Source organism: Bacteroidota bacterium, assembly GCA_005882315.1.
In the GTDB taxonomy this organism is placed as follows: Bacteria; Bacteroidota; Bacteroidia; order Chitinophagales; family Chitinophagaceae; genus VBAR01.
In genome coordinates, this window is sequence record VBAR01000001.1 from 1483508 (window position 1) to 1506243 (window position 22736).

Annotated in this window: 14 protein-coding genes; 6 read left to right on the forward strand and 8 right to left on the reverse strand. The window is 37.9% G+C overall.

Annotated features, from left to right (window positions below):
* The first annotated feature begins 63 nt into the window (after nucleotides 1-63).
* Both E6H07_06225 and E6H07_06230 read left to right on the forward strand, forming a co-directional pair.
* Complete coding sequence (locus E6H07_06225; protein TMI65509.1) at nucleotides 64-1125, forward strand: heme A synthase; 1062 nt, start codon at nucleotides 64-66, stop codon at nucleotides 1123-1125.
* A 61-nt stretch (nucleotides 1126-1186) separates the two neighbouring features.
* On the forward strand, nucleotides 1187-3439 hold the full coding sequence (locus E6H07_06230; protein ID TMI65510.1) for a hypothetical protein: 2253 nt from the start codon (nucleotides 1187-1189) through the stop codon (nucleotides 3437-3439).
* On the opposite strand, the gene E6H07_06235 is transcribed toward E6H07_06230, so the two are convergent.
* Nucleotides 3426-4325: a YegS/Rv2252/BmrU family lipid kinase gene (locus E6H07_06235; protein ID TMI65511.1), complete on the reverse strand. Its 900-nt coding sequence runs from the start codon at nucleotides 4323-4325 to the stop codon at nucleotides 3426-3428. The two genes, E6H07_06230 and E6H07_06235, sit on opposite strands and share 14 nt — an antisense overlap.
* 71 nt (nucleotides 4326-4396) lie before the next feature.
* Here E6H07_06235 and E6H07_06240 point away from each other — a divergent pair, with 71 nt between their 5' ends.
* Entirely contained in the window at nucleotides 4397-4990 is a 594-nt protein-coding gene (locus tag E6H07_06240; protein ID TMI65512.1) for a hypothetical protein, read from the forward strand.
* Nucleotides 4991-5001: 11 nt separating this feature from the next.
* Here the strand turns inward: E6H07_06240 and E6H07_06245 are convergent, their stop codons facing one another.
* A complete protein-coding gene (locus E6H07_06245; GenBank protein ID TMI65513.1) occupies nucleotides 5002-6054 on the reverse strand; it encodes a ketoacyl-ACP synthase III in 1053 nt (350 codons plus the stop codon).
* Nucleotides 6055-6263: 209 nt separating this feature from the next.
* Here E6H07_06245 and E6H07_06250 point away from each other — a divergent pair, with 209 nt between their 5' ends.
* The 3 genes from E6H07_06250 to E6H07_06260 all read left to right on the forward strand — a co-directional run bounded on the left by E6H07_06250 (nucleotide 6264) and on the right by E6H07_06260 (nucleotide 14870).
* Complete coding sequence (locus tag E6H07_06250) at nucleotides 6264-11306, forward strand: hypothetical protein (protein ID TMI65514.1); 5043 nt, start codon at nucleotides 6264-6266, stop codon at nucleotides 11304-11306.
* Entirely contained in the window at nucleotides 11303-13603 is a 2301-nt protein-coding gene (locus E6H07_06255; protein ID TMI65515.1) for a hypothetical protein, read from the forward strand. The genes E6H07_06250 and E6H07_06255 overlap by 4 nt, the downstream gene beginning before the upstream one ends.
* A gap of 139 nt (nucleotides 13604-13742) precedes the next feature.
* Nucleotides 13743-14870, forward strand: a complete 1128-nt coding sequence (locus tag E6H07_06260; GenBank protein TMI65516.1) for a DUF1624 domain-containing protein — start codon at nucleotides 13743-13745, stop codon at nucleotides 14868-14870.
* Between the two features lie 62 nt (nucleotides 14871-14932).
* On the opposite strand, the gene E6H07_06265 is transcribed toward E6H07_06260, so the two are convergent.
* The 6 genes from E6H07_06265 to E6H07_06290 form a co-directional block, all read right to left on the reverse strand.
* Nucleotides 14933-16360, reverse strand: a complete 1428-nt coding sequence (locus tag E6H07_06265) for an MATE family efflux transporter (GenBank protein TMI65517.1) — start codon at nucleotides 16358-16360, stop codon at nucleotides 14933-14935.
* A 268-nt stretch (nucleotides 16361-16628) separates the two neighbouring features.
* Nucleotides 16629-17738, reverse strand: coding sequence for a 1,4-beta-xylanase (locus tag E6H07_06270; protein TMI65518.1), 1110 nt, complete (start codon nucleotides 17736-17738; stop codon nucleotides 16629-16631).
* Between the two features lie 16 nt (nucleotides 17739-17754).
* Nucleotides 17755-19065, reverse strand: coding sequence for a gluconate transporter (locus E6H07_06275; protein TMI65519.1), 1311 nt, complete (start codon nucleotides 19063-19065; stop codon nucleotides 17755-17757).
* Between the two features lie 3 nt (nucleotides 19066-19068).
* A complete protein-coding gene (locus E6H07_06280) occupies nucleotides 19069-19911 on the reverse strand; it encodes a 2-hydroxyhepta-2,4-diene-1,7-dioate isomerase (GenBank protein TMI65520.1) in 843 nt (280 codons plus the stop codon).
* Between the two features lie 3 nt (nucleotides 19912-19914).
* A complete protein-coding gene (locus E6H07_06285) occupies nucleotides 19915-20970 on the reverse strand; it encodes an SMP-30/gluconolactonase/LRE family protein (GenBank protein TMI65521.1) in 1056 nt (351 codons plus the stop codon).
* A gap of 9 nt (nucleotides 20971-20979) precedes the next feature.
* A complete protein-coding gene (locus tag E6H07_06290; GenBank protein ID TMI65522.1) occupies nucleotides 20980-22698 on the reverse strand; it encodes a dihydroxy-acid dehydratase in 1719 nt (572 codons plus the stop codon).
* Nucleotides 22699-22736 lie beyond the last annotated feature (38 nt).

Here is a 22736-nt window from a genome sequence, read left to right on the forward strand (position 1 = left end):
TCTTTCTTTTGTAATAAACAAATTTGATTAAATATTTTGCGCAGACCTACCTTTGCGGCCGTCATGTTAGGAACAGAATCGAAAAAGCATAGCCGCGCCGTTGCCTGGTGGGTATTATTAGGTGTAGTAATGCTTATGATACAAGTATTGCTTGGCGGTATTACGCGATTAACAGGTTCTGGTCTGTCTATAACTGAATGGAAGCCTATTTTAGGAGCATTGCCGCCCATGAACGATGCTGATTGGAATGAGGCATTTGAAAAATACAAGCAAATAGCACAGTATAAAAAACTAAACTCTTCTTTTGATCTTGCTGATTTTAAATCAATTTATTTCTGGGAATGGTTTCACAGGCTCTGGGCCAGGTTGATAGCGGTAGCATTTGTTATTCCTTTTATTTTTTTCATTTTTAAAAAGATGATCAAAAAGGAAATGATCAATGGTTTGATCATTCTTTTCCTGCTGGGATTATTACAGGGTTTAGTAGGATGGATCATGGTGATGAGCGGACTTGAAGATTCTGAACGGGTTTATGTAAGCCATTATAAATTGGCGATTCATTTTATTCTTGCAATGGGAATTATCTGCTATGCCCTATGGTTTGCATTGCAGTTGCTGGTGCCAAAAGAAAAAATAATTGTTGATAGTGGTATCCGAAAATATTACTTGTGGGTATTAGCATTATTAACCCTGCAGTTGATCTATGGTGCTTTTATGGCTGGTCTGAAAGCGGCCCCCTATGCTCCTACCTGGCCGGATATAAATGGAAAGTTCTTTCCCGAATACCAGCATCATGTTTCAAATATTACGTTGTTCGATAATCCTTTTATTGTTCATTTCATTCACCGGGGCCTGGCTTATATTATTGCTTTTACCGTTTTATATGGTTGGTGGAAATATCGTTTATCCCATCCCGCCTCGTTGTTTAGTAAAACCCATTGGGTATTAACTGCACTTACCCTGCTACAAGTGATCTTAGGGATATTTACTGTATTAAACGCTTCGAACACTCAAATGCTGGTATGGCTTGGCACTGCTCATCAGTTTGTGGCCATGCTTCTGCTACTGGCATTGACATGGGTTATCTATATTGTTCGCAACAGGGCTGTTGTTCACAGCGTATGATAAATACTGTTTGAACAACACCTAAACTGTATTACTTTTATTGCCACCATTAGTGCTGTCAATGAAAGCATGGCTCCGCGGTTTTTATTATTCATTCCCCATTCAATTGTTATTTCTTCATTTTAAGAAATACCAGGCCCTGCTTATTTTCTGGTTTGTATTGTTCAGCACCATCAACGGTTCGTTTATGAAGATCTTTGGCGCTGACTCATTGTTCCTGGCGCCGGAATACCTCGGAACGGTAAATACATTCGGCTATGCCATCACGGGTATCGCTATCGGAATGTTTATTGTAAGCTGGAACATTACCACATTTGTTTTGTTCAGTAAAAATTTTCGTTTTCTCGCTGCAACCACTAATCCCTTTTTAAAGTATTGCATTAATAATTGTATCATACCTGTTTTATTTCTTCTCTATTATGCTTATAAAGCCTGGACTTTTTTGTATGTAAAAGAACTCGTTCCTCCAATAGAAATTATTTTTTATGGAGGGGGCTTTATTGCCGGGCTGATCTTTATACTTGCGGTATCCTTTATTTATTTTTTCCGGGCAGACAGGAACATCATTCGCCGGATGATGCCGGTATATAATAACCCAAAAGAATATATTACCCATTTGCATGAAGCACAATTGCAGCAACATGAAGAATCGATACTGAAAGTGGAATGGTATTTTGAAACACCCCGCAAACTGAAGCCAGTACGCAGCGTTTCGCATTATACCCGCCAGTTTGTTGATTCTATTTTTAAACGTCATCACTTTGCAGCCATACTTTCTGTTTTCTTTGCCTTCCTGTTTTTGATCATTGTTGGTTTCTTTCTTGAAGAACCCCTATTTCAGATACCGGCTGCAGCAAGTATTACTATCTTCTTTTCTATTTTCATTGGTGTAGCAGGAGCTTTTGCTTATTTCCTTCAAGGGTGGACGATTCTTTACCTCGTATTACTCGGAATACTTTTAAATGTATTTTATAAACTGGAATGGATCGATCCCCGCAACAAAGCTTTTGGCCTGGATTATAAAACCAAAACGGAACGACCATTTTACAGCCGCGAAGGATTGCTGAAACTGGCAAGTGAGGAAAATATGAGTGCTGACAGGAAAAACATGATGGAAGTAATGGGCCGGTGGAAAGCAAAACAAAAAAATAAAAAACCATTACTCACCTTGATTGCAGTAAGTGGTGGTGGTCATCGGAGTGCAACATTTACGTTAAGCATGCTGCAACAACTTGATAGCATTACTAACGGCGAGATCATGAAAAACACTTTCCTTGTTACCGGCGCATCAGGTGGTATGATTGGCGCGGCTTATTTCAGGGAACTTTATCTGCATAAATTAAAGGGAGAGAATATACGACTGCAAGACAAAAAATATATTGAAGATATCTCAGGTGACCTGCTGAATCCATTGTTTTCTTCTTTTGTTGCAAGAGACCTGATCTCGCCTGCACAAAAATTTCATGTAGGAGATTATAGTTATGTAAAAGACCGGGGTTATGCTTTTGAAGAAAAACTGAATGAAAACACAAGAGGTTTTTTTGATAAGCGACTGAAAGATTATATAGCCGATGAAACGGCGGCTAACATTCCTCTCATTTTTTTTAGTTCGGTAATAACCCGTGATGCAAAAAGAATGATGATCAGTACGCAACCAATCCGATTTATGATGCAGCGCCTGCAGGACACGTTGAGAATGCCTGCCACCGACCCCGATGCAGTTGACTTCAGAAGTTTTTTTGAAAAGCAAAACCCGGATAATCTTCGTGTGTTAACTGCCTTGCGGATGAATGCCACCTTTCCCGTCGTATTACCCAATGTATGGTTGCCATCCGACCCGGTAATTGATGTAATGGATGCCGGTCTGCGGGATAATTTTGGTGTAGAGACTGCACTGCGTTTTCTCGAAAACTTTGATCAATGGATCGAAGAAAATACTTCCGGTGTTTTATTGATACAGATACGTGACCGTGATGCCGGTGGGTGGGAACAACCTTATATCTCTGATGATCTAAGTGATCATTTGACAAGGCCTTTCTTTTTATTGCAACATAACTGGTATAAGATCATGGAATACGATCAGAATAACCAATTGGCCTATTACACAGAAAATAAAATGCATAATATTTATAAGATCAATTTTCAATACGCTTCTTCACGTGAAGAAGGAAAAGCCGCGTTGAACTTTCATCTTACACAAAGAGAAAAGAATGATATTTTGAGATCACTGAACTCGGGGTTTAATCGACGGAGCATTCAACTGTATAAACAATTACTGGCAACAGTTGATTCGGTAAACACTAAGGTTGAATAAGCCGGAAGCATTTCTTTTTTATATCAACTGTTATTTCAGTAGCTGTTTCAGCAGGATCGCCATCAATATGTAATAAAGCATTTGAATGATTGCGGATATGAATTTTTTCTGTCTGAAAATAAATAACCCCCTGCTGTTCGGATACCTCTTCAGCAGTCAGCAATTTTATTTTTCCTCTTATCTGGCTCAGCGTACTCAGCAACACATTTAACTTATTCTGTTTGGTAACGATCACCACATCCAGCAAGCCATCTCTTAAACTGGCTTTAGGCGCAATCGTAAAATTGTTTCCGTACTGGTTGCTATTAGCAATACTGATAAAGAAAGCATCAGTTTCAAATTTCCTGTTTCCTGTTTCAATACTAAAGCGATGAGTTTTGGCCGAAAAAAAATTCTTTACCACTTGCTGAATATAAGTAGTAAGCCCCCGCTTCGGTTGCTGTGCAAAATCATGCGCCACTTTTGCATCGAACCCAAGGCCACAGAGCATACAGGCAAATTGTTTGTTTACATAAAACCCATCTATTTCAACTGCATTGTCTTTAAAAATCATATCTAATGCTTTTTCCACCTGGGTGGGAATCTTAGCTGTATGAGCCAAACCATTCCCGGAGCCACAGGGAATGATGCCGAAATTGATGTCCAGTTTCATTAGACTGCCTACAACAGGGCTCACTGTGCCATCTCCACCGGCAATTACTACATCTGTTATTTTCTGTTCTTTAATGATGGAGTGTAGAAAAGAATAATCGCCGTCTGCTACTGAGCGAAAAACCTGGAATTGAATGCCTGCCTGTTTTGTTTTTGCTTCAATAATTTCCTGGATACCTTTTTTAGTGCGGGTACCAGATATAGGGTTAATGATATAGATGACGTGGCGGGGCATTGGGAGGCAAAAGTAGGATGTACAATCCTATTTTAAAATATCTTTGATATATACACTTAGCAAATTAAGAAATGAGACTTACTTCATGTTTATTAGGGTTATTATCTCTGATATTTATATCATGTTCTCATTATAACTTCCATAATGAGAAAAACTACCAATACAGAGCAAAAGACTTGGCATGTTACCTAGGAAATTGCAAACCTGATTTTAATAGGATAGAAATTGAAATACGATTATGGTGGACTACTTCTATTTTTGATAGTGTTCATAATCTCGTTGTAATTAACCAAAGCAATACAGGTACATGGAAATTGATTTCATATGCTTTTCCAAATGAGGGTTATAAAAACAATAAACCCTTTAAATCACTTTCAAAGGAATTATCTCAAAACTGGCAATCTAAATGGGATACAATTTTAGCAGCGAAGCTATTGAACATCCCTGATCAAATGAACGTTAGGAAAAAATGGACATCAACTAAAGGAGGAAGAATTGGAATTACCGACGGTTCAATGTATGCATTTGAAATTTTGACTAAAAAAAGAAAACGTTCTTTCGAATATTCAAATCCTCATGAATATTTAAGCTTCTATGACCTTAAAAACGATGGTTTAAATGAAACCGTGATGTTTATAAGAATGATTCTAAGTGAAATTAATTAATTTATTTTCATCTACCACTTCAACAAAGCACTTGCCCATGTAAACCCACTGCCGAAGGCAGCCAAACAAATAAGATCACCTTCTTTTATTTTTCCCATTTCATATGCTTCGCATAATGCAATGGGAACTGAAGCCGCCGTTGTGTTTCCGTATTTCTGAATATTATTATATACCTGGTCATCATTCAGTCGAAGTTTCTTTTGAACAAACTGTGCAATGCGCAGGTTGGCCTGGTGGGGTATGAGTAGTTTAAGATCGGATGGCTGAAGATCATTTGCTTTCAACGATTCCATTATCACTTCAGGAAATTTTTCAACTGCTACTTTAAAAACGGCCGGGCCATCCATGTTTGGAAAATTCTGAGCATTGTCAATCATTTCATGACTCATAAACATTTCACCTATTTCAGCCTCTTTAAAATCAGCAAGCTTTTTATCTTTTACCCAATGATTAGCATGTGTGCCGGGATTGAACATCGCTAAGATCTCAGCATTGTTACCATCACTATGTAAATGCGTACTTAAAATTCCACTGTTATCATCTTTTGTTGGCTGCAATACAACAGCACCTGCACCATCGCCAAATATTACAGATATATTTCTGCCTCTTGTACTAAAATCCAAACCGAAAGAATGTTTCTCTGCGCCTACAACAAGAATATTTTTATACATCCCTGTTTTTATAAATTGATCGGCTACACTAAGAGCATATACAAATCCGCTGCATTGATTACGTACATCCAATGCTCCGATCTCTTTCATTTGCATTGCACGTTGTAGTAATACACCACATCCCGGAAAATAATAATCAGGAGATAGTGTTGCGAAAACAATAAAGTCAATATCCTGTGGAGTAATGCCGGCTCTTTCAATAGCGATCTTTGAGGCTTCAACACCCATGGTAGTAGTAGTTTCCCCTGTCCGATCGGCATATCGTCTTTCTTTAATACCAGTACGTTCCTGCACCCACTCGTCACTGGTGTCCATAAATTTCGTCAGATCGTTATTAGTAAAAACATTTTTGGGGAGATACATCCCTATTCCGGCAATCTTTGAGCGGTTCATTTGACAAGCGATTTTAAAAAAGAAAGATAGCAAATGTGGGTGAAAACTAACTTTTGAGGTCATTTTAAAGAGATATCGGCCTCCTTAAGGGAAAAAGGTTAACTTAAGAAATACTCAGTTTTTCTCTTCTCTATTTATAGCACGATATTTTCTATGGTCAGACGGGGATGCAGGTCAGGTGAGTTTCAAACAGAAATGAAGATAATTTCATGAACCCGGAAAAAAAGAAAAAAAATCCCTGGAAACGGGCAGGACGAATAGTATTAAAAACTGTTCTGTTTATTGTTTTATTTTTTGTAATCATCATCTTATTAATACAAACTCCTCCTGTTCAAAATTTACTTCGCAAAAAAGCAGTAGCCTATCTTGAAAAAAAACTACAAACAAAGGTTGAGATTGGAAGAGTACATATCGGGCTTCCGAAAAATATTGTTCTTGAAAATGTTTATATAGAAGACAGGCAAAAAGATACTTTGCTTTCAGGTGGTAGTATTAAAGCTAATCTGAATTTGTGGCGTTTAATATTTAAAAACGAATTGGATGTTAAAAGCATTGCTCTCGAAAATATTACAGCAAAAGTTAAACGTCAGCTTCCCGATACTCTATTTAATTTCCAGTTTGTAGTTGATGCTTTCGCAGCAAAAGATACTACCAGTACGATCGTTGCTGATACATCTTCTTATTCTATTTCAATTCCTTCAGTGGAATTAAACAAGATCCGGTTGATCTATAAAGACACGATTACTGGCAGCGATATGGATGCCTGGATCGATCACCTTGATACCCGAATTGATAAAATGGATTATGATCATTTATATTTTGATATACCTAAAACAAATATCAATGGATTGACAGCAAGAATATACCAGTCAAAACCATTGGCAAAACTGGAGCCGGAGATAAAAGATATTATAGAAGCAAAACAGCCTTCTCCATTACAGCTGTTTTTTAAAGAGCTGAACCTCCAAAATATCAGGGTGGATTACCGTAATGATGTATCTGCCGCCTATTCTACTATCGATCTTGGTGCAATGAATATTAAACCAAACAAAATTGATTTTAATAACCGCATCATTGAACTACAGAATATTTCTTTGGATAATACAATCGCCACAATAAGGTTAGGCAAAAAGCAAGAAGCAAAAATTGTAATAAAAGAAGTAAAACAGGAAGCAAAGAGTCAGGTGGAAGCAGGCTGGCGTATAAGTGCCGCCACTGTGAGCCTTGGAAATAATAGTTTGCAATATGATAACGATAACAATCCGCGAATGAGATCCGGAATAGATTATGGCCACATGAAAGGAGATTCGTTGACTTTGGAAATAAATGATCTTTTATTAACTCCTGATTCTATTGCAGCTAAAATAAAAAAAGGTGAATTCAAAGAACAAAGTGGATTTGTATTAAATGAATTACAAACTGATTTTCTTTATGCCAATAACCAGGCTTATGTAAAAGACCTGCTCATTAAAACTCCGGGTACTGAATTAAAACGATATGCTTTACTCCGTTATGCATCTTATAAAGACCTCGGTGAGAATTTTTCTGAAACTCAAATGGATGCGGATATATCAAACAGCTATGTGCAGGTAAAAGATATACTTGCATTTGCACCGCAATTGCATTCTGAACCTGCATTTTCAAATCCTAATGATACATGGTATATAAACCTGCAAGGGAATGGTACACTTAAATCAATGCATCTTGCGAACCTGCAGTTTCGAGGATTAAAAAATACACAGATAGATGCAAAAGGTTCATTGGCGACAAGCAATGATCCAAGACGCACCGGAGGAACGTTGTCAATAAGAAAACTTCATACTACTCAATCTGATATTGCTTTGTTTACCGGCCAGCGTTTAACTAATGAGCAAGTTAATTTGCCGGAAGAATTTGATGCCCATGGCACACTTGCCGGTTCTATCAATAACCTGTCAACAAACCTTATCGTTAATACTTCTATTGGTGCTGCGTCAGTAAAGGGCAGGTTTATTAATCTTACTAAACCTGCTGCTGCAACTTATACAGCATCAGTAAAAACAAATTCGCTTAATCTTGGTTCTATTTTAAGAAATAACCAGGTAGGAAATATTAGTGCCAATGTTCTTGTGTCAGGAGATGTATTTCCATCTGATAAAATGAATACAAATTTTAAAGGAGATATTTATGCTTTAGCTTACAATAGTTATGTGTACAGAAATATTAATATTAATGGAACGCTTCGGGGAACATCACTAAATGTAATAACAGACGTCAGGGATCCTAATATTAATTTAAATGGAGTACTCACAGGTACTTTATCATCCTCAAATCCTTCATATCACTTTGAAGGAATGATAGACAGCATCAAAACACTTCCATTAGGTTTCACTACACAACCTGTAGTAATACGTGGAAAGATAAATGCAAGTATACCTGTGATGAATGAAAATTATCTGGAAGCAAATATTTTAATGACAAATGCTTTGTTAGTATCGGCGTCGCAGAGATTACCACTGGATACGATCCATTTTATTTCAGGAAGAAATGATACAGCCCAGTTTATGACCCTTAAAAGTGATGTTGCTACTGCAAGACTTGATGGTCAATACCGGTATACAGATCTCAGTAATATTTTTCAAAAAAGCATTGAACCCTATTTCTCAGTTGCTCCTGTAGGTACAATCGCCAATGTGCAACCCTATGATTTTTCATTCACTGCTGATATTTCAAATGCACCAGTGCTGACGGCTTTTGTTCCGGGTTTGAAATCATTCGAGCCAATACATATAGATGGAAGAGCAGCGACAGGCATGGGCCTAACCGCCACTATGACTACCCCGCATATCTTATATGATGGTAATGAAATAAACGGCCTTAACGTAAAAATAAATACAACCGATAGAGGATTAGAGTTTACAGGCGATATGCAACGGCTGAAAGGAATGGGCTTTAATCTTTATCATACCAAGCTAAATGGTATTGCATTAAATAATAAAATTGATTTCAATTTAAACATTGATGATATCAACGGAAGAGATAAATATTATTTAAGTGGGGTACTGACTCAACCTTCGCAGGGAAACTATGCATTGAGTTTAAGACCTGACAGTTTAATGCTTAATTATGATAAATGGACTGTTTCTCCCAATAACTCTCTCACTATAACAAAGGATAATATTATTGCGAGCAATTTTACGCTTCAAAAAAATGAGCAAAGATTATCGCTTCAAAGTGAAGGACAACTATTAAATGTTGGGTTTACAAGTTTCCAGTTGTCCACGATCACAGCTTTTATGAAATCAGACTCATTATTGTTTAATGGGTCCATGACAGGAAAAGTAGCCTTTAAAAATATTTTAAGACAACCTGTTTTCACCAGCGATCTTGCGATCAATGACCTGAGCATGAAAGGCGATACAATTGGTAACGCAATTATAAAAGTTGATAACACTTCCGGCGATCATTATAATACAAATGCAACAATAACCGGGCGGGGCAATGATATTTCATTGACCGGTTCATTTGCACCACAGGGCGAAAAAGATATTGCATTGAACCTGGATCTTACGATCCATCAAATGCAGCTTGCAACTATGGAAGGTGCCTTTGCCGGGATGATAAAAAATGCATCGGGTGGTGTGAATGGAAATATTAGTATCAACGGAACGGCGAATAAACCAATAATCAATGGACCGCTCAATTTTGACAAGGCAAGTTTTGCTATTACAGCATTAGGAAGCCAGTTCAGAATAGATGGGGAAAAGATCAATGTTACAGAAAATGGTTTTCAATTTGATGATTTTGTGATCCGGGATACTACCAATAACGAACTCAGGATAAATGGGAATATTAAAACTTCCAATTTTATCAATTACAATTTCAATTTTGATGTAAATGCCACCAATTTCCAGGTTCTGAATACTACAAAAAAAGATAATAAGATCTATTATGGAAAGTTGGTCACTACTTCCACGTTGCATATTGAAGGAACAGAAAATAAGCCAACTGTTGATGGCAATATAACTGTAAACGACGGAACGAATCTTAGCATTGTAATTCCACAAAAAGAACCGGGTGTTGTTGCAAGAGAAGGGATCGTTGAATTTGTGGATATCGATGCACCTGAAAATGATTCACTTTTCCTTGCTTACGATTCACTCAATATATCTCCCTTCAAAGGAATGGATATAATAACCAATATTGAAATAAAAAAGGAAGCCATTTTTAATATTATAATTGATGAAGCTAATGGTGATTTTATCAATGTACAGGGTGAAGCGCTTTTATCTACAGGCATTGATGCAAGTGGGAAAATTACATTGGTTGGAAATTATGAATTGGAAAAAGGGTCTTATGAAATTACATTCAACTTCCTGCGTCGTCGTTTTGATATTCAAAAAGGAAGCCGCATCACCTGGTTAAATGAACCTACCAAAGCAACACTTGATGTGAGCGCAGTATATATTGCTAATACTGCACCAATAGATCTGGTACAAAACCAGATCACTGCATCTTCACAGGCAATTCGTAATACTTACCTGCAGAAACTTCCATTTGAAGTGAGGTTGGCTATGACAGGTGAGTTAATGCAGCCTAAACTTGAATTCGATATTGTACTGCCCCTAAATAAAAATTATGGAGTTTCTAATGACATCATTACACAGGTAGATAGCAGGCTTGAACAAGTCAGGCAGGAACCTGGAGAGACCAACAGGCAGGTATTTGCTTTATTATTATTAAACCGTTTTGTAGGACAAAATCCTCTTGCAAGCAGCTCACCTGTTTTCAATGCTTCATCATATGCCCGTCAAAGCATAAGTAAATTAATGACGGAACAACTTAACAAACTTGCTGCCGGACTTATTGATGGTGTGGATCTGACATTTGATGTAACCTCAACAGATGATTACACAACCGGCGAGCAACGAAAAAGGACTGATCTAAATATAGGGGTAAGCAAGCGGTTACTCAATGAAAGATTGACGGTTTCCGTTGGAAGCAATTTTGAACTGGAAGGTCCGAAGAACAGTAACCAGAAGGCAAGTAATTTAATTGGCGATCTTAACATCAGCTATATGCTTAGCAGGGATGGCCGTTATATGTTGCGCTTCTACCAAAAAAATGAATATGAAGGAATCGTTGATGGTTATATAATTGAATCAGGATTGAGTTTTATGATCAGTGTAGATTATAATCGCTTTAAAGAACTGTTCCGAAAAAGAAAAAATCAGCGGGTAGAAGGAGTAAATTATACAAAGGAGCCAAGATGAATAACGATAAATTTTATATCATCTTTTTAGTAAGCATTTATTTTTTAATAGCTGCATGTAGCAATACAAGACACTTACCCGCAAATGATAAACTTTATACAGGTGCTAATGTAATAGTAGGCGGCACATCAACAGTACGTGAAAAGAAAGTTTTGCAGGAAGATCTTGGAGGACTAACAAGACCGAAGCCGAACACAAAATTTCTTGGCATTCCCATCAAACTTTCTATTTATAATTTATTCCGGAATAAAAAGGAGAATTCATTCTTTGGAAAAATAAGAGATAAGAATGGTGAACCCCCGGTATTGTTGAGCCAGCTTGATCTTCCGCATAATATTTTAGTACTGCAAAGTCACATGGAAAATAAAGGATATTTCCAGGCAAAGGTTACAGGCGATACAATTGTACGGCGCAGGAAGGCACATGCTACTTATAAAGCTGAAGCGGGGGCTCAGTATAAGATCAATGCAATACATTTTCCCGGGGATAGTGGAACAGCTCTTATTTCGGCTATTCATGAAAGCAGTGATAATACATTATTAAAGGTCGGGACACCATTTGACCTTGATGTGATCAAAGCGGAACGTATACGTATTGATGCTTTCCTGAAAGAAAGAGGATTTTATTTTTTTAGCCCTGAGTTTATCCTGTTAAAGACAGACACTACCTTAGGCAATCATCTTGTAAATATGTATGTAACAGTAAAACCGGATATCCCGATTGAATCGAGAGAAATTTATAGGATCAAAAATGTTCAGATCTATTCCGGTTATGCTTTGAATATGGAAAGAATTGATAGTATCAAAAAACAGGAAGATTATTACAATGGCTATTATATTATTGACAGGAGAAAAAGATTCAAACCTTCCCTATTCACTGAAACAATGAAATTTAAAACTGGTGATGTATACAACCGGACCAATCATAATTTTACACTCAGCCGGTTGATAAATCTTGATCTTTTCAAATTTGTAAAAAACCGATTTGAGATCAATACTGAAACAGATTCAGCTTACCTCGATGCGTTTTATTATCTCACTCCTTTACCGAGAAAATCATTGCGTGCAGAAGTGACGACTATAACCCGTTCAAGTAATCTCAATGGCTCGTTAATATCAGTTAAATGGAAGGATAGAAATCTTTTCAGAGGCGGTGAACATTTCACCCTGAATCTTTATGCCGGATCAGATATTCAATTTAGCGGAGGATTAAAAGGATATAATGTAGTTCGCTATGGTGCAGAAATGAATTATGCAATACCAAGAGTGCTTATGCCTTTTGGAGATTTTGGAATTAAGGGAGGGTATATGCCCAGGACAAATATGCTGATAGGATATGATATGTTTAATCGTATTGATTTATATACACTTAATTCTTTCAGGGCTGGTTACGGGTATTTATGGAAAGAGAGCATTCAAAAACAACATGAATTTTATCCTATTGGTATCAATTATATACACCCAAGTAATGTTACTGCTAAATACCATGCCCTTATTAGCCAGGATACATTACTTGCCCGTGCTATACAAGAACAATTTATTCTTGGATCTACTTACGAGTTTAATTATAATCAAACGATAAACGGATTGCAGCGAAATAATGCTTATTATTTCAACGGGCTCATTGATCTTTCTGGAAATTTAGCTGGCTTATTCTCTGGTGCAGATGTAAAGAACGGAAAACAAGTAACCATTAACGGTGTGCCTTTTGCTCAATACATAAAATTTGAACTGGACGGACGTCATTATAAAAAACTCGGCTTGTATTCTACCTGGGCAAACAGGGTTATTCTCGGTGTTGGTATTCCTTATGGAAATTCAGTGCAGCTTCCATTTGTTAAACAATTTTTTATTGGAGGAACTAATAGCCTGCGTGGATTCAGGAGCCGTTCACTAGGCCCAGGCACTTACAAGTATACAGATACTACTGATTTTTTACCGGATGAAACAGGAGATATCAAACTTGAGATGAATACGGAATTCCGTTTCAGACTTAGTGGACCCTTGTATGGTGCTTTATTTCTAGATGCAGGGAATATCTGGCTGGTGAATGACAGTCTATATACTCATAAGCCAGGCTCAAAATTTACCAGCAAATTTTTAAATCAGTTAGCTGTTGATGCAGGGATTGGCTTTCGGTTAGACATCACTCTTTTTGTTATACGACTGGATATTGCATTTCCATTACGTAAACCATGGGAGCAAAATCCCTGGGTTGTTGACCAGATAAAGTTTCATGAAAAACAATGGAGAAGAGACAATATTATTTATAATTTGGGCATTGGGTTCCCATTCTGATAACATAGTAATTGAACTTTAATAGTAACGACCAATATTACGCCATCATTGTGGTCTTGTCGTTAAATTGTGTGATAGTTGAACATTATTCCTTTATCTTAAAGGACATTTTTTATTTTCAGGAAACAAACTACAGCTTATGAACCTGGTTCAACGCTTTACAGCTCTTGATGTTTTCCGCGGCATGACAATATGTTTTATGATCATTGTTAATACGCCGGGTAATGGAGATACAAGTTATGCGCCACTCCAACATGCAAGCTGGCATGGATTTACCCCAACTGATCTTGTCTTTCCTTCTTTTTTATTTGCTGTAGGTAATGCTATGAGTTTTGTAATGAAAAGATGGACAGGCATGAGTGATGCAGCTGTATTGGGAAAGATCTTCAAAAGAACTGCGATCATTTTTATACTTGGTTACCTGATGTACTGGTTCCCATTTGTGCATTGGAATGAAAATGGTGAACTGGCGGCTAACCCGATCAGTCATACCAGGATATTTGGTGTGCTACAGCGCATTGCTTTATGTTATGGTGCAGCCGCATTGATGATACGTTATCTCAAACTGAATACTGTTTTGAGATTATCACTCATTTTTCTTTTAGTCTATTGGTTTATTCTTTTGCAATTTGGAGGAAGCGATGATCCCTATGATATGCTGACGAACGCCGGAACAAGACTCGATTTATTTTTGTTTGGGCCGAATCATTTGTATCATGGAGAAGGAGTTGCCTTTGATCCCGAAGGCTTGCTGAGTACATTGCCTGCTATTGCAAATGTTACATTTGGATATGCTGCCGGTAAATGGATACAGGAAAAAGGTGGCAGTTATGAAGGACTTACAAAATTATTACTGGCAGGAGTTGTGCTGATTTTCCTTGCACTCTGCTGGAATAATTTTCATCCCATCAATAAAAAACTCTGGACAGGCAGTTATGTTTTTCTTACTGTTGGTATTGATTGTGTATTGCTGGCTGCATTAGTTTACATTATCGACTTTGTACAAATAAAGAGATTCAATTATTTCTTTGAAGTATTTGGAAAAAACCCACTACTTATTTACCTGCTGAGCGAATTGATGGCAATACTCATGTGGTTTATTCCTGTTGGCGCCAGCCGCGAGCCTTTATACTCCTGGATATTTCAAAATATCTATAAGCATGCAGGAATGTATTTTGGTTCCTTCCTGTTTGCAATATCAGTTATGTTGGTTTGCTGGTTGGTTGGCTACCTGCTTGATAAAAGAAAAATTTATGTCAGAGTGTAATTTTAAAAACAAAACCCAACCTGGAATGGTTGGGTTTATATTTTTATTGTTGCAATGATTGATCAGATCTTTACTTCTTTCCACTTGCCTTTTCTGAAATAATACCAGGCGGCTAATGCAAGAAATGTTTCAGCAACGGGGATTGCAATGAATGCGCCGATTGGTCCCATATTAAATCCTTTGGCAAGTATCCATGCCAATGGGATCTGGAAAAACCAGAAACCAACAAGATTTATCAGTGTAGGGGTTTTGGTATCACCGGCTCCGTTCAATGCTTGTATCATCACCATTCCTATTCCATAAAAAATATAACCAGCTCCGATTATCTGTAATGCAGAAACACCATAAGCATGCACTTTAGCCTCATTGGTAAAAATGCTCATGATAGGAGACGAGAAAAACAGGAACAATAACATAACCACGGCCATAAAAAGAGCATTATATTTTGTTGTCAGCAATACACTCTTTTCTGCACGGTCAGGTTGTTTAGCCCCCAGGTTTTGCCCTACTAATGTAGCAGCCGCATTACTTAATCCCCATGCAGGTAAAATAAAGAATACAACATTGCGTATGGCCACCTGGTAACCTGCACTTGCATCTGTACTTCCGGTTATGGAAACGAGATAAGCCAGAATGATCCAGCTTCCGCTTTGAATAAAAAACTGTGAGGTGGCAGGCCATGCTACTTCAAACAAGGTTTTTATTATCGGCAAGTCCCATTTAAAATGTGATCGTTTGATATGAATACTTCTTTTACCTGCGAATAAATGATAACATTGATAAACGACACCGATACCACGTCCGATAGTGGTTGCAATTGCAGCACCCTTCAATCCCAGTTCAGGAAAAGGACCATAACCATAGATCAGCATCGGGCAAAGAAAAATATTTATGGCGCTGGCTATCCATAAACTGCGCATGGCCATTGTTGCATCACCGGCGCCACGGAATATACCATTGATAAGGAACAGTAAAATAATTACAATGCTTCCGCCAAGCATGATGCGGGCAAATGTTGTTCCTTCTTTAATTACATCCGGCGCTGCACCCATTAATTTTAAAATATCAGGAGCGAAGATGGCGCCTGCAATACTTATGACTACAGTCACACCCATTGCTATTAGTATTGATTGGGCACCGGCATGTGCTGCAGCATCAGGATTTTTTTCGCCAATCCTTCTTGATACCATAGCTGTAGCCGCCGTACTTAACCCGATTGCCAGTGTATAAACAATTGCAATTACAGATTCGGTAAGACCAACAGTGGCCATTGCTTCTTTTGCACCGGTTTTAAGATGACTTACGAAATACATATCCACAACAGCAAATATGCTTTCGAGACTGAGTTCAAGAATCATTGGTATGGCGAGTAGCACAATAGCTTTTCGAATGCTTCCTTGTGTATAGTCATATTCCCCGCCTTTTAATGACTGGCCAACTAACGAGAAAAAATGAGACAATTTATTTTTATATACAGTTGATTGCTGCATGATTGAAAAGACTTTAAAATTAAGTAAATGAAAAATAAAACAGAAGCAACTTGTGTTGCTTTTCGGTTAACGACAATAAAATCTCAGGTTCTATCCCGAATCGATCGGGAATTACAATGGGAGGCGAACCTTACAAATTTTCATATTCTTTAATTGAAGGAGGACAAAAATAGGAGAATGTTTTTATCCGGCAAGATTTAGTGCTGATAAATATTGATGAATGTACTATCCGTCTGTTTACGCCAGTATTAAAGGATAAGGCAGCAGATCAAAATTTCACCACTTCCCAGTATGCTTTTTTGGGTTTTAATTCCCTGTCAAAAAGTAAAGGATAATCTTTTCTTCCTCTTACCGGGAAATTATCCAGCCAACTGCTGCGGTCAGAAATATTCCAAAATGTAACGGCAGAGATATGTTTGCGGTATTTGCGGAAGAGATCAAAACATGTTTTATAAACTTCAATTTGCTTTTGTTCTTTTTCGGCTGAAAAAATTGTATCATAGTCTTCAGGTTTTCTATCTCTTGCATTATGCTCTTTTGGATAAACAGAAATATCCAGTTCGGTTATCTGCATCTTCAGCCCAAGTTTTGAGAAACCGTACAGCGTTTGTTCCAACTGTTCCTTTGATGGTTCATTTAAAGCCCAATGTCCTTGCAGCCCGATACCGTGAATGGGAACTCCTTTTGCCTTCATATCTTTTACCATGCGTATTATCTTCTCCCTTTTTACTGCGTTAATTTCATTATAGTCATTATAAAATAACAAAGCATCCGGATCAGCTTCGTGTGCCCATTGAAATGCTTTGGCTACAAATTCTTCGCCGCATATCTTATACCACAACGATGGCCGGAAGTATTCATCTTGCTTATCTGATATCACTTCATTTACCACATCCCATGCATAGATGGTTCCTTTGTAGCGGCTTACTACTGCAGTGATATGTTCTTTCAATCGCTGGAGCAAAACTTCTTTTGTTACTTCTTTACCTTCTGCATCTTTAAATAACCAGCCGGGAGTTTGATTATGCCAGCATAAAGTATGCCCCCGCATTTTTAGATTATTTCTTTTAGCAAATGCAGCAATCGAATCACCGCCGGCCCAGTTGTAAACTGTTTCCTGTGGATGAATGGGACCCATCTTCATTGCATTTTCAGGCGTCATACTATTAAACTGTTTCAGTATAAGTTGCGCCTCATCTGTTTTCAGTGCACGGGGAGAAACGGCTACCCCGATATCGAAATAATCTTTATAATAATTTTTCAGACCTTTTGTTTCATCAGTAACAACAGGTTCCCATTCTGATCTTTTTAGTGAAGAGCATAAAACAAAAAAACTTATAAGTGTAAAAGCAGATAAAGCAATAAAAGACCTTTTCATATTTAAATGATTATGGTTAGACAATCGCATTAAGAAAAAGAACACCAATCAGCCCGATTATCGAGATCGTAGTTTCCATTACCGTCCATGATAAAAAAGTTTGCTTCAATGACAATTTGAAAAATTCTTTAAACATCCAGAACCCCGAATCATTGATATGCGAACCAAATACACTGCCACTTCCAACTGCCAACACCATCAATTCAGGTGATACATTGCTTTGGGCTAATAATGGTGCAACTACACCGGCAGCAGTGATAGCTGCTACTGTTGCGGAGCCAATTGTCACCCTCAATAAAGCAGTGACAACCCAGGCAAAAAATAATGGTGGCATTTCTAATTTCTTACTGAAAGAAGAAATATAATCATCCGTGCCACTATCATCGAGTACTTGTTTAAATACACCACCGGCTGTAATGATGAGTAAGATGACAGCAATGCCGCTTATCGCATCGTTCAGCCATTTCATCTGCGTATCCATTTTCACTTTATTCCTTATGCCGAAATAGGCAAAAGCAGCGAGTACTGTTAACAACAGGGCAATATTGGAATTGCCGATGAACAATAAAATAGTTTGTAACAATCCTTTATTCAAAAAATTTTCAGCAATTACAGAAGCGGTTATGAGCAACACAGGCATCAAGGCAATCAAAAAACTTGGTAATGCGGCAGGCAGTTTTACCGGTAACGATGATTCTGCAGATGAAAACAAATTTAATCCTGTGATATTTATTTTCTTCATCCTTCTGCCTAACAATGGCCCTGCAATTATAACTGCAGGTATCGCAATGCAAAGTCCATAGATCAATGTTCTTCCCATATCAGCTCTAAATGCATTTACCAAAAGAGAAGGCCCGGGATGGGGTGGTAAAAAACAATGCGTAGTACTTAATCCTGCTGCCATGGGAATAGCTATGTATAGAAGTGGTAAACCTGTTTTTTTTGCCAGCATAAACACTAATGGAACGAGAATGATGAAGCCTGCATTATAGTAAAGCGGAATGCCAATTAAAAAACCAGTAAGCAATACAGCCCACTGAATATTTTTTTCACCAAAACTGTTGATAAGAGTAACAGCAATTTTTTCTGCTGCACCGGATACTTCCAATATTTTACCCAGCACTGCGCCAAGACAAATGATTAGTGCAACCCCACCCAATGTACTGCCTACACCCTTTTCAATTGACTTTAATAGATCAACCGGCTGCATGCCCAAACATAAACCTGTGAGTATAGCTACAAATAACAGGGATATAAACGGGCTGACTTTTTTTACAGAAAGAAAGATCTGTAATGCAATTGCAAGTATGATTATTAAAAATGTCATTTGTTAACGAACCGTGTTTATAAGTGTTCCGATATTGTCAATTGAAATTTTTATTTCATCCCCTCCTTTTAATGTAAAATCACTGCCGGGTACAATACCGGTACCTGTCATGATCAAACAACCATGCGGAAAACTACATTCACGATAAACAAATGAAACGAGTTCCTGCAGACTTCTTTTGATCTGGTTGATAGCGATAGAGCCTTCAAATACTTTTTTATTATCACGGTTGATTTCAAGAGCTATCAAGGTATTGCTGTCAAGCGGTTTGTCAGTAATATAAATACATGGCCCCAACGCAGCACATTCATCATAAGTTTTTGCCTGGGGTAAATACAATGGGTTTTCTCCTTCAATACTCCGGCTGCTCATATCATTGCCGATCGTATACCCAATTATTTTTCCTGATGAAGTAACCACCAGCGTCAGTTCCGGTTCAGGCACATCCCATGTTGAATCTTTTCTTATACGCACAAACGCATTGTGACCAACAATACGATGTGGTGTAGACTTAAAAAAAACTTCCGGTCGCTCCGCTTCATACACTTTTGCATAAAAATCAGCACCGCCAGATGCTTTGCTTTCTTCTTGTCTTCCGACTTTGCTGCGTAAATAGGTAACACCGCAGGCCCACAACTCCTGGTTGTTTCCGATTGGTGGCAACAATTCATTAAGCAACGACGCATCGCTGGGCTTTAATGTGCTGATCAGTTGTTCTGCTTTCTGCAACACATCATCGTCATTGATGAAGTTTTCCCACCCGATAGCTATCGGGTTTTCATTTGAGAAGTAAAACTGTGCATCCTTTTCAATAATAATTCCGTTTTTTGTTTTGTAGAGTCTCATGTATTAATTTCTTAGTTTTATTCTCAATACATACATATCATTTGTCACATACAACATCTTTTCATCAGGTGATAAGGCACAATTACTGGCTGAGTTCTCCAGTTTTATCATGCCCAATTTTTTTCCTTCTTTGTTAAATATATAAATGCCACCTGGTCCGGTGGCAAATACATTTCCATTTTTATCAATCTTTAAACCATCAGGTAAGCCGCCCATTGTTTTTGCTTCTTCGGCTGCACTGTAAAATATTTTACCATTAATTAAACTATCTCCCTTTACATCCCAAATATACCAGTTGGGTTTATTAGGATCAGAGCATGAAACAATTAGTTTTTGTCCAAAGGGTAAAAAGGCCAAACCATTTGGTCTCGTAATAGAATCTGTAAGGAGGACAACAGTTCCCCTTTCGCCTGGGTCATCCGAGTGTCCTTGTTGTTTTATTTTATAAACTCCATTGTGTTTAATTTCTTTTTTTGAATCGTTATCATCTTGGGTTTGTAATCCGTAAGGGGGATCGGTAAAATATAATTCCCCCCAGAAGTCGTAGACTGCATCATTTGGGCTACTGAAACGTTTACCATCATGTTTATCAGCTAATGTTATAAATTTTGCTTCAGGTTTATCCAATGGCGCATCCATTCTTGCCATTCTTCTATCACCATGCTGGCATAAAACAAGTTTGCCGTAATGGTCAAGTGTTAAACCATTACTGCCGGGTTCTTTACTTACAGGTGGTTCGATGCCTGTATAGCCCGATGGTTTCAGATAAACTTCTTTTCCTTTTGCCTCTGTCCATTTATAAATAGTATTCATTGGTACGTCGCTGAACAGTAACATTTGATGGGCTTCTACCCACAATGGCCCTTCGCTCCATTCAAAACCATCTGCGATGATCTCTATCTTAGCATCTTTGGAAATTATATTATCCAATTCTGCATCTAGTCGCTCAATGTTGCCCATTGGTTTAAATTTTTGTTCACTCTTTTCATTTTGCTGATTGTTATTGCATGACAACACAGCAATACTGAATATTAAACCGAAGATCGTTTTTATATACATAACTATTCTTTAGTGTGAATCCCTTGTTACAACTGAACCGGAACTTCCTTGCAGGAAATCGAGGTCAGCTCCTTTATCAGCACCCATTACATGTTTAATATACATACTCACATAACCCCTATCAGTAGCCGGTTTGGGAGGTATCCAATTCTTTCTTCTTTTTTCAAGTTCTTCATCAGAAACATCAAGATGCAATTTTCTTTGTTCAACATCCAGTTCAATCATATCACCATTTTGTACCAATGCAAGATTGCCTCCAATAGCTGACTCAGGTGATACATGCAGTACAGCAGTTCCATATGCAGTACCACTCATTCTGCCATCACTGATGCGGACCATATCTTTAATTCCTTTCTGTAATATCTTTTTAGGTAAAGCCATATTACCAACTTCCGGCATACCAGGATAACCTACTGGCCCTACATATTTCAATACCATTACACAGTTCTCGTCAATATCAAGATCAGGATCATCTACCCTTTTATTATAATCTTCTATGCTTTCAAATACAACAGCTCTTCCTTTATGTTTCATTAATGCAGGAGTTGCAGCTGATGGTTTCATGACGGCACCATTAAAGGCAAGATTGCCCTTTACCACCACGCAACCAGCTTCTGGTTTTATTGGCGAATCATATTTTGCAATTACGTCTTCATTGTAGCAGTCGGTGTTGCCAGTAATATTATCATGGTGATTTTTTCCGGTAACAGTAACTATATTTTTATGTAAATGATCTTTTAGTTCATTCAAAATAACCGGTAAGCCACCTGCATAATAGAAATCTTCCATTAGATATTTTCCTGAAGGCATCAGGTTTAACAGCAAAGGAATTTTGCTGCCGAGTGTATCAAAGTCTTCTAATTTTAAGCTAACGCCAATCCTTCCTGCAATTGCTGTTAAATGAATAATGAAATTAGATGAGCCACCAATAGCAGCATTTACTTTAATGGCGTTCTCAAATGCTTCTCTTGTCAAAATTTTATCAATTGTTAAATTCTCTTTTACCATTTCCACAATTCTTCTTCCACTGAGTTGCGCCATTTGTTTTTTTCTTGAATCAGCAGCAGGTATTGCAGAAGCTCCTGATAATGTTAATCCCAATGACTCTACCATACAAGCCATTGTTGATGCAGTGCCCATCGTCATGCAATGTCCAATGCTACGGCTCATACAACTTTCTGCAAACTCACAATCTTCCTGTGTCATCTTACCCGTCTTCATATCTTCATCAAACTTCCACACATGTGTTCCGCTGCCGATGGTTTGTCCTTTATATCTTCCATTCAGCATCGGCCCACCAGGAACAACAATCGTTGGCAAGCCCACACTTGCGGCACCCATCACAGTTGAGGGAGTTGTTTTATCACAACCAGTCAACAGCACCACACCATCAATCGGATTTCCACGGATAGATTCTTCCGCATCCATACTTGCAAGGTTGCGGAATAACATTGCTGTTGGTTTCAATAATGTTTCACCCAAACTCATGATCGGAAATTCAACAGGAAATCCGCCGGCTTCAAGCACACCACGTTTTACCATCTCAGCATGTTCACGAAAATGAGCATTGCATGGCGTCAGTTCACTGAATGTGTTACAGATCCCAATAACAGGCCGACCGTCAAACAGATCCGTTGGCATGCCCTGGTTCTTCATCCAGCTTCTATAAATAATTCCGTCTTTATCTTTTTTGCCAAACCAATCGTGACTTCGGAGTTTCTGACTCATATACTGTTTTGTTATTGTTAGTGAATGATTAAAGGTTA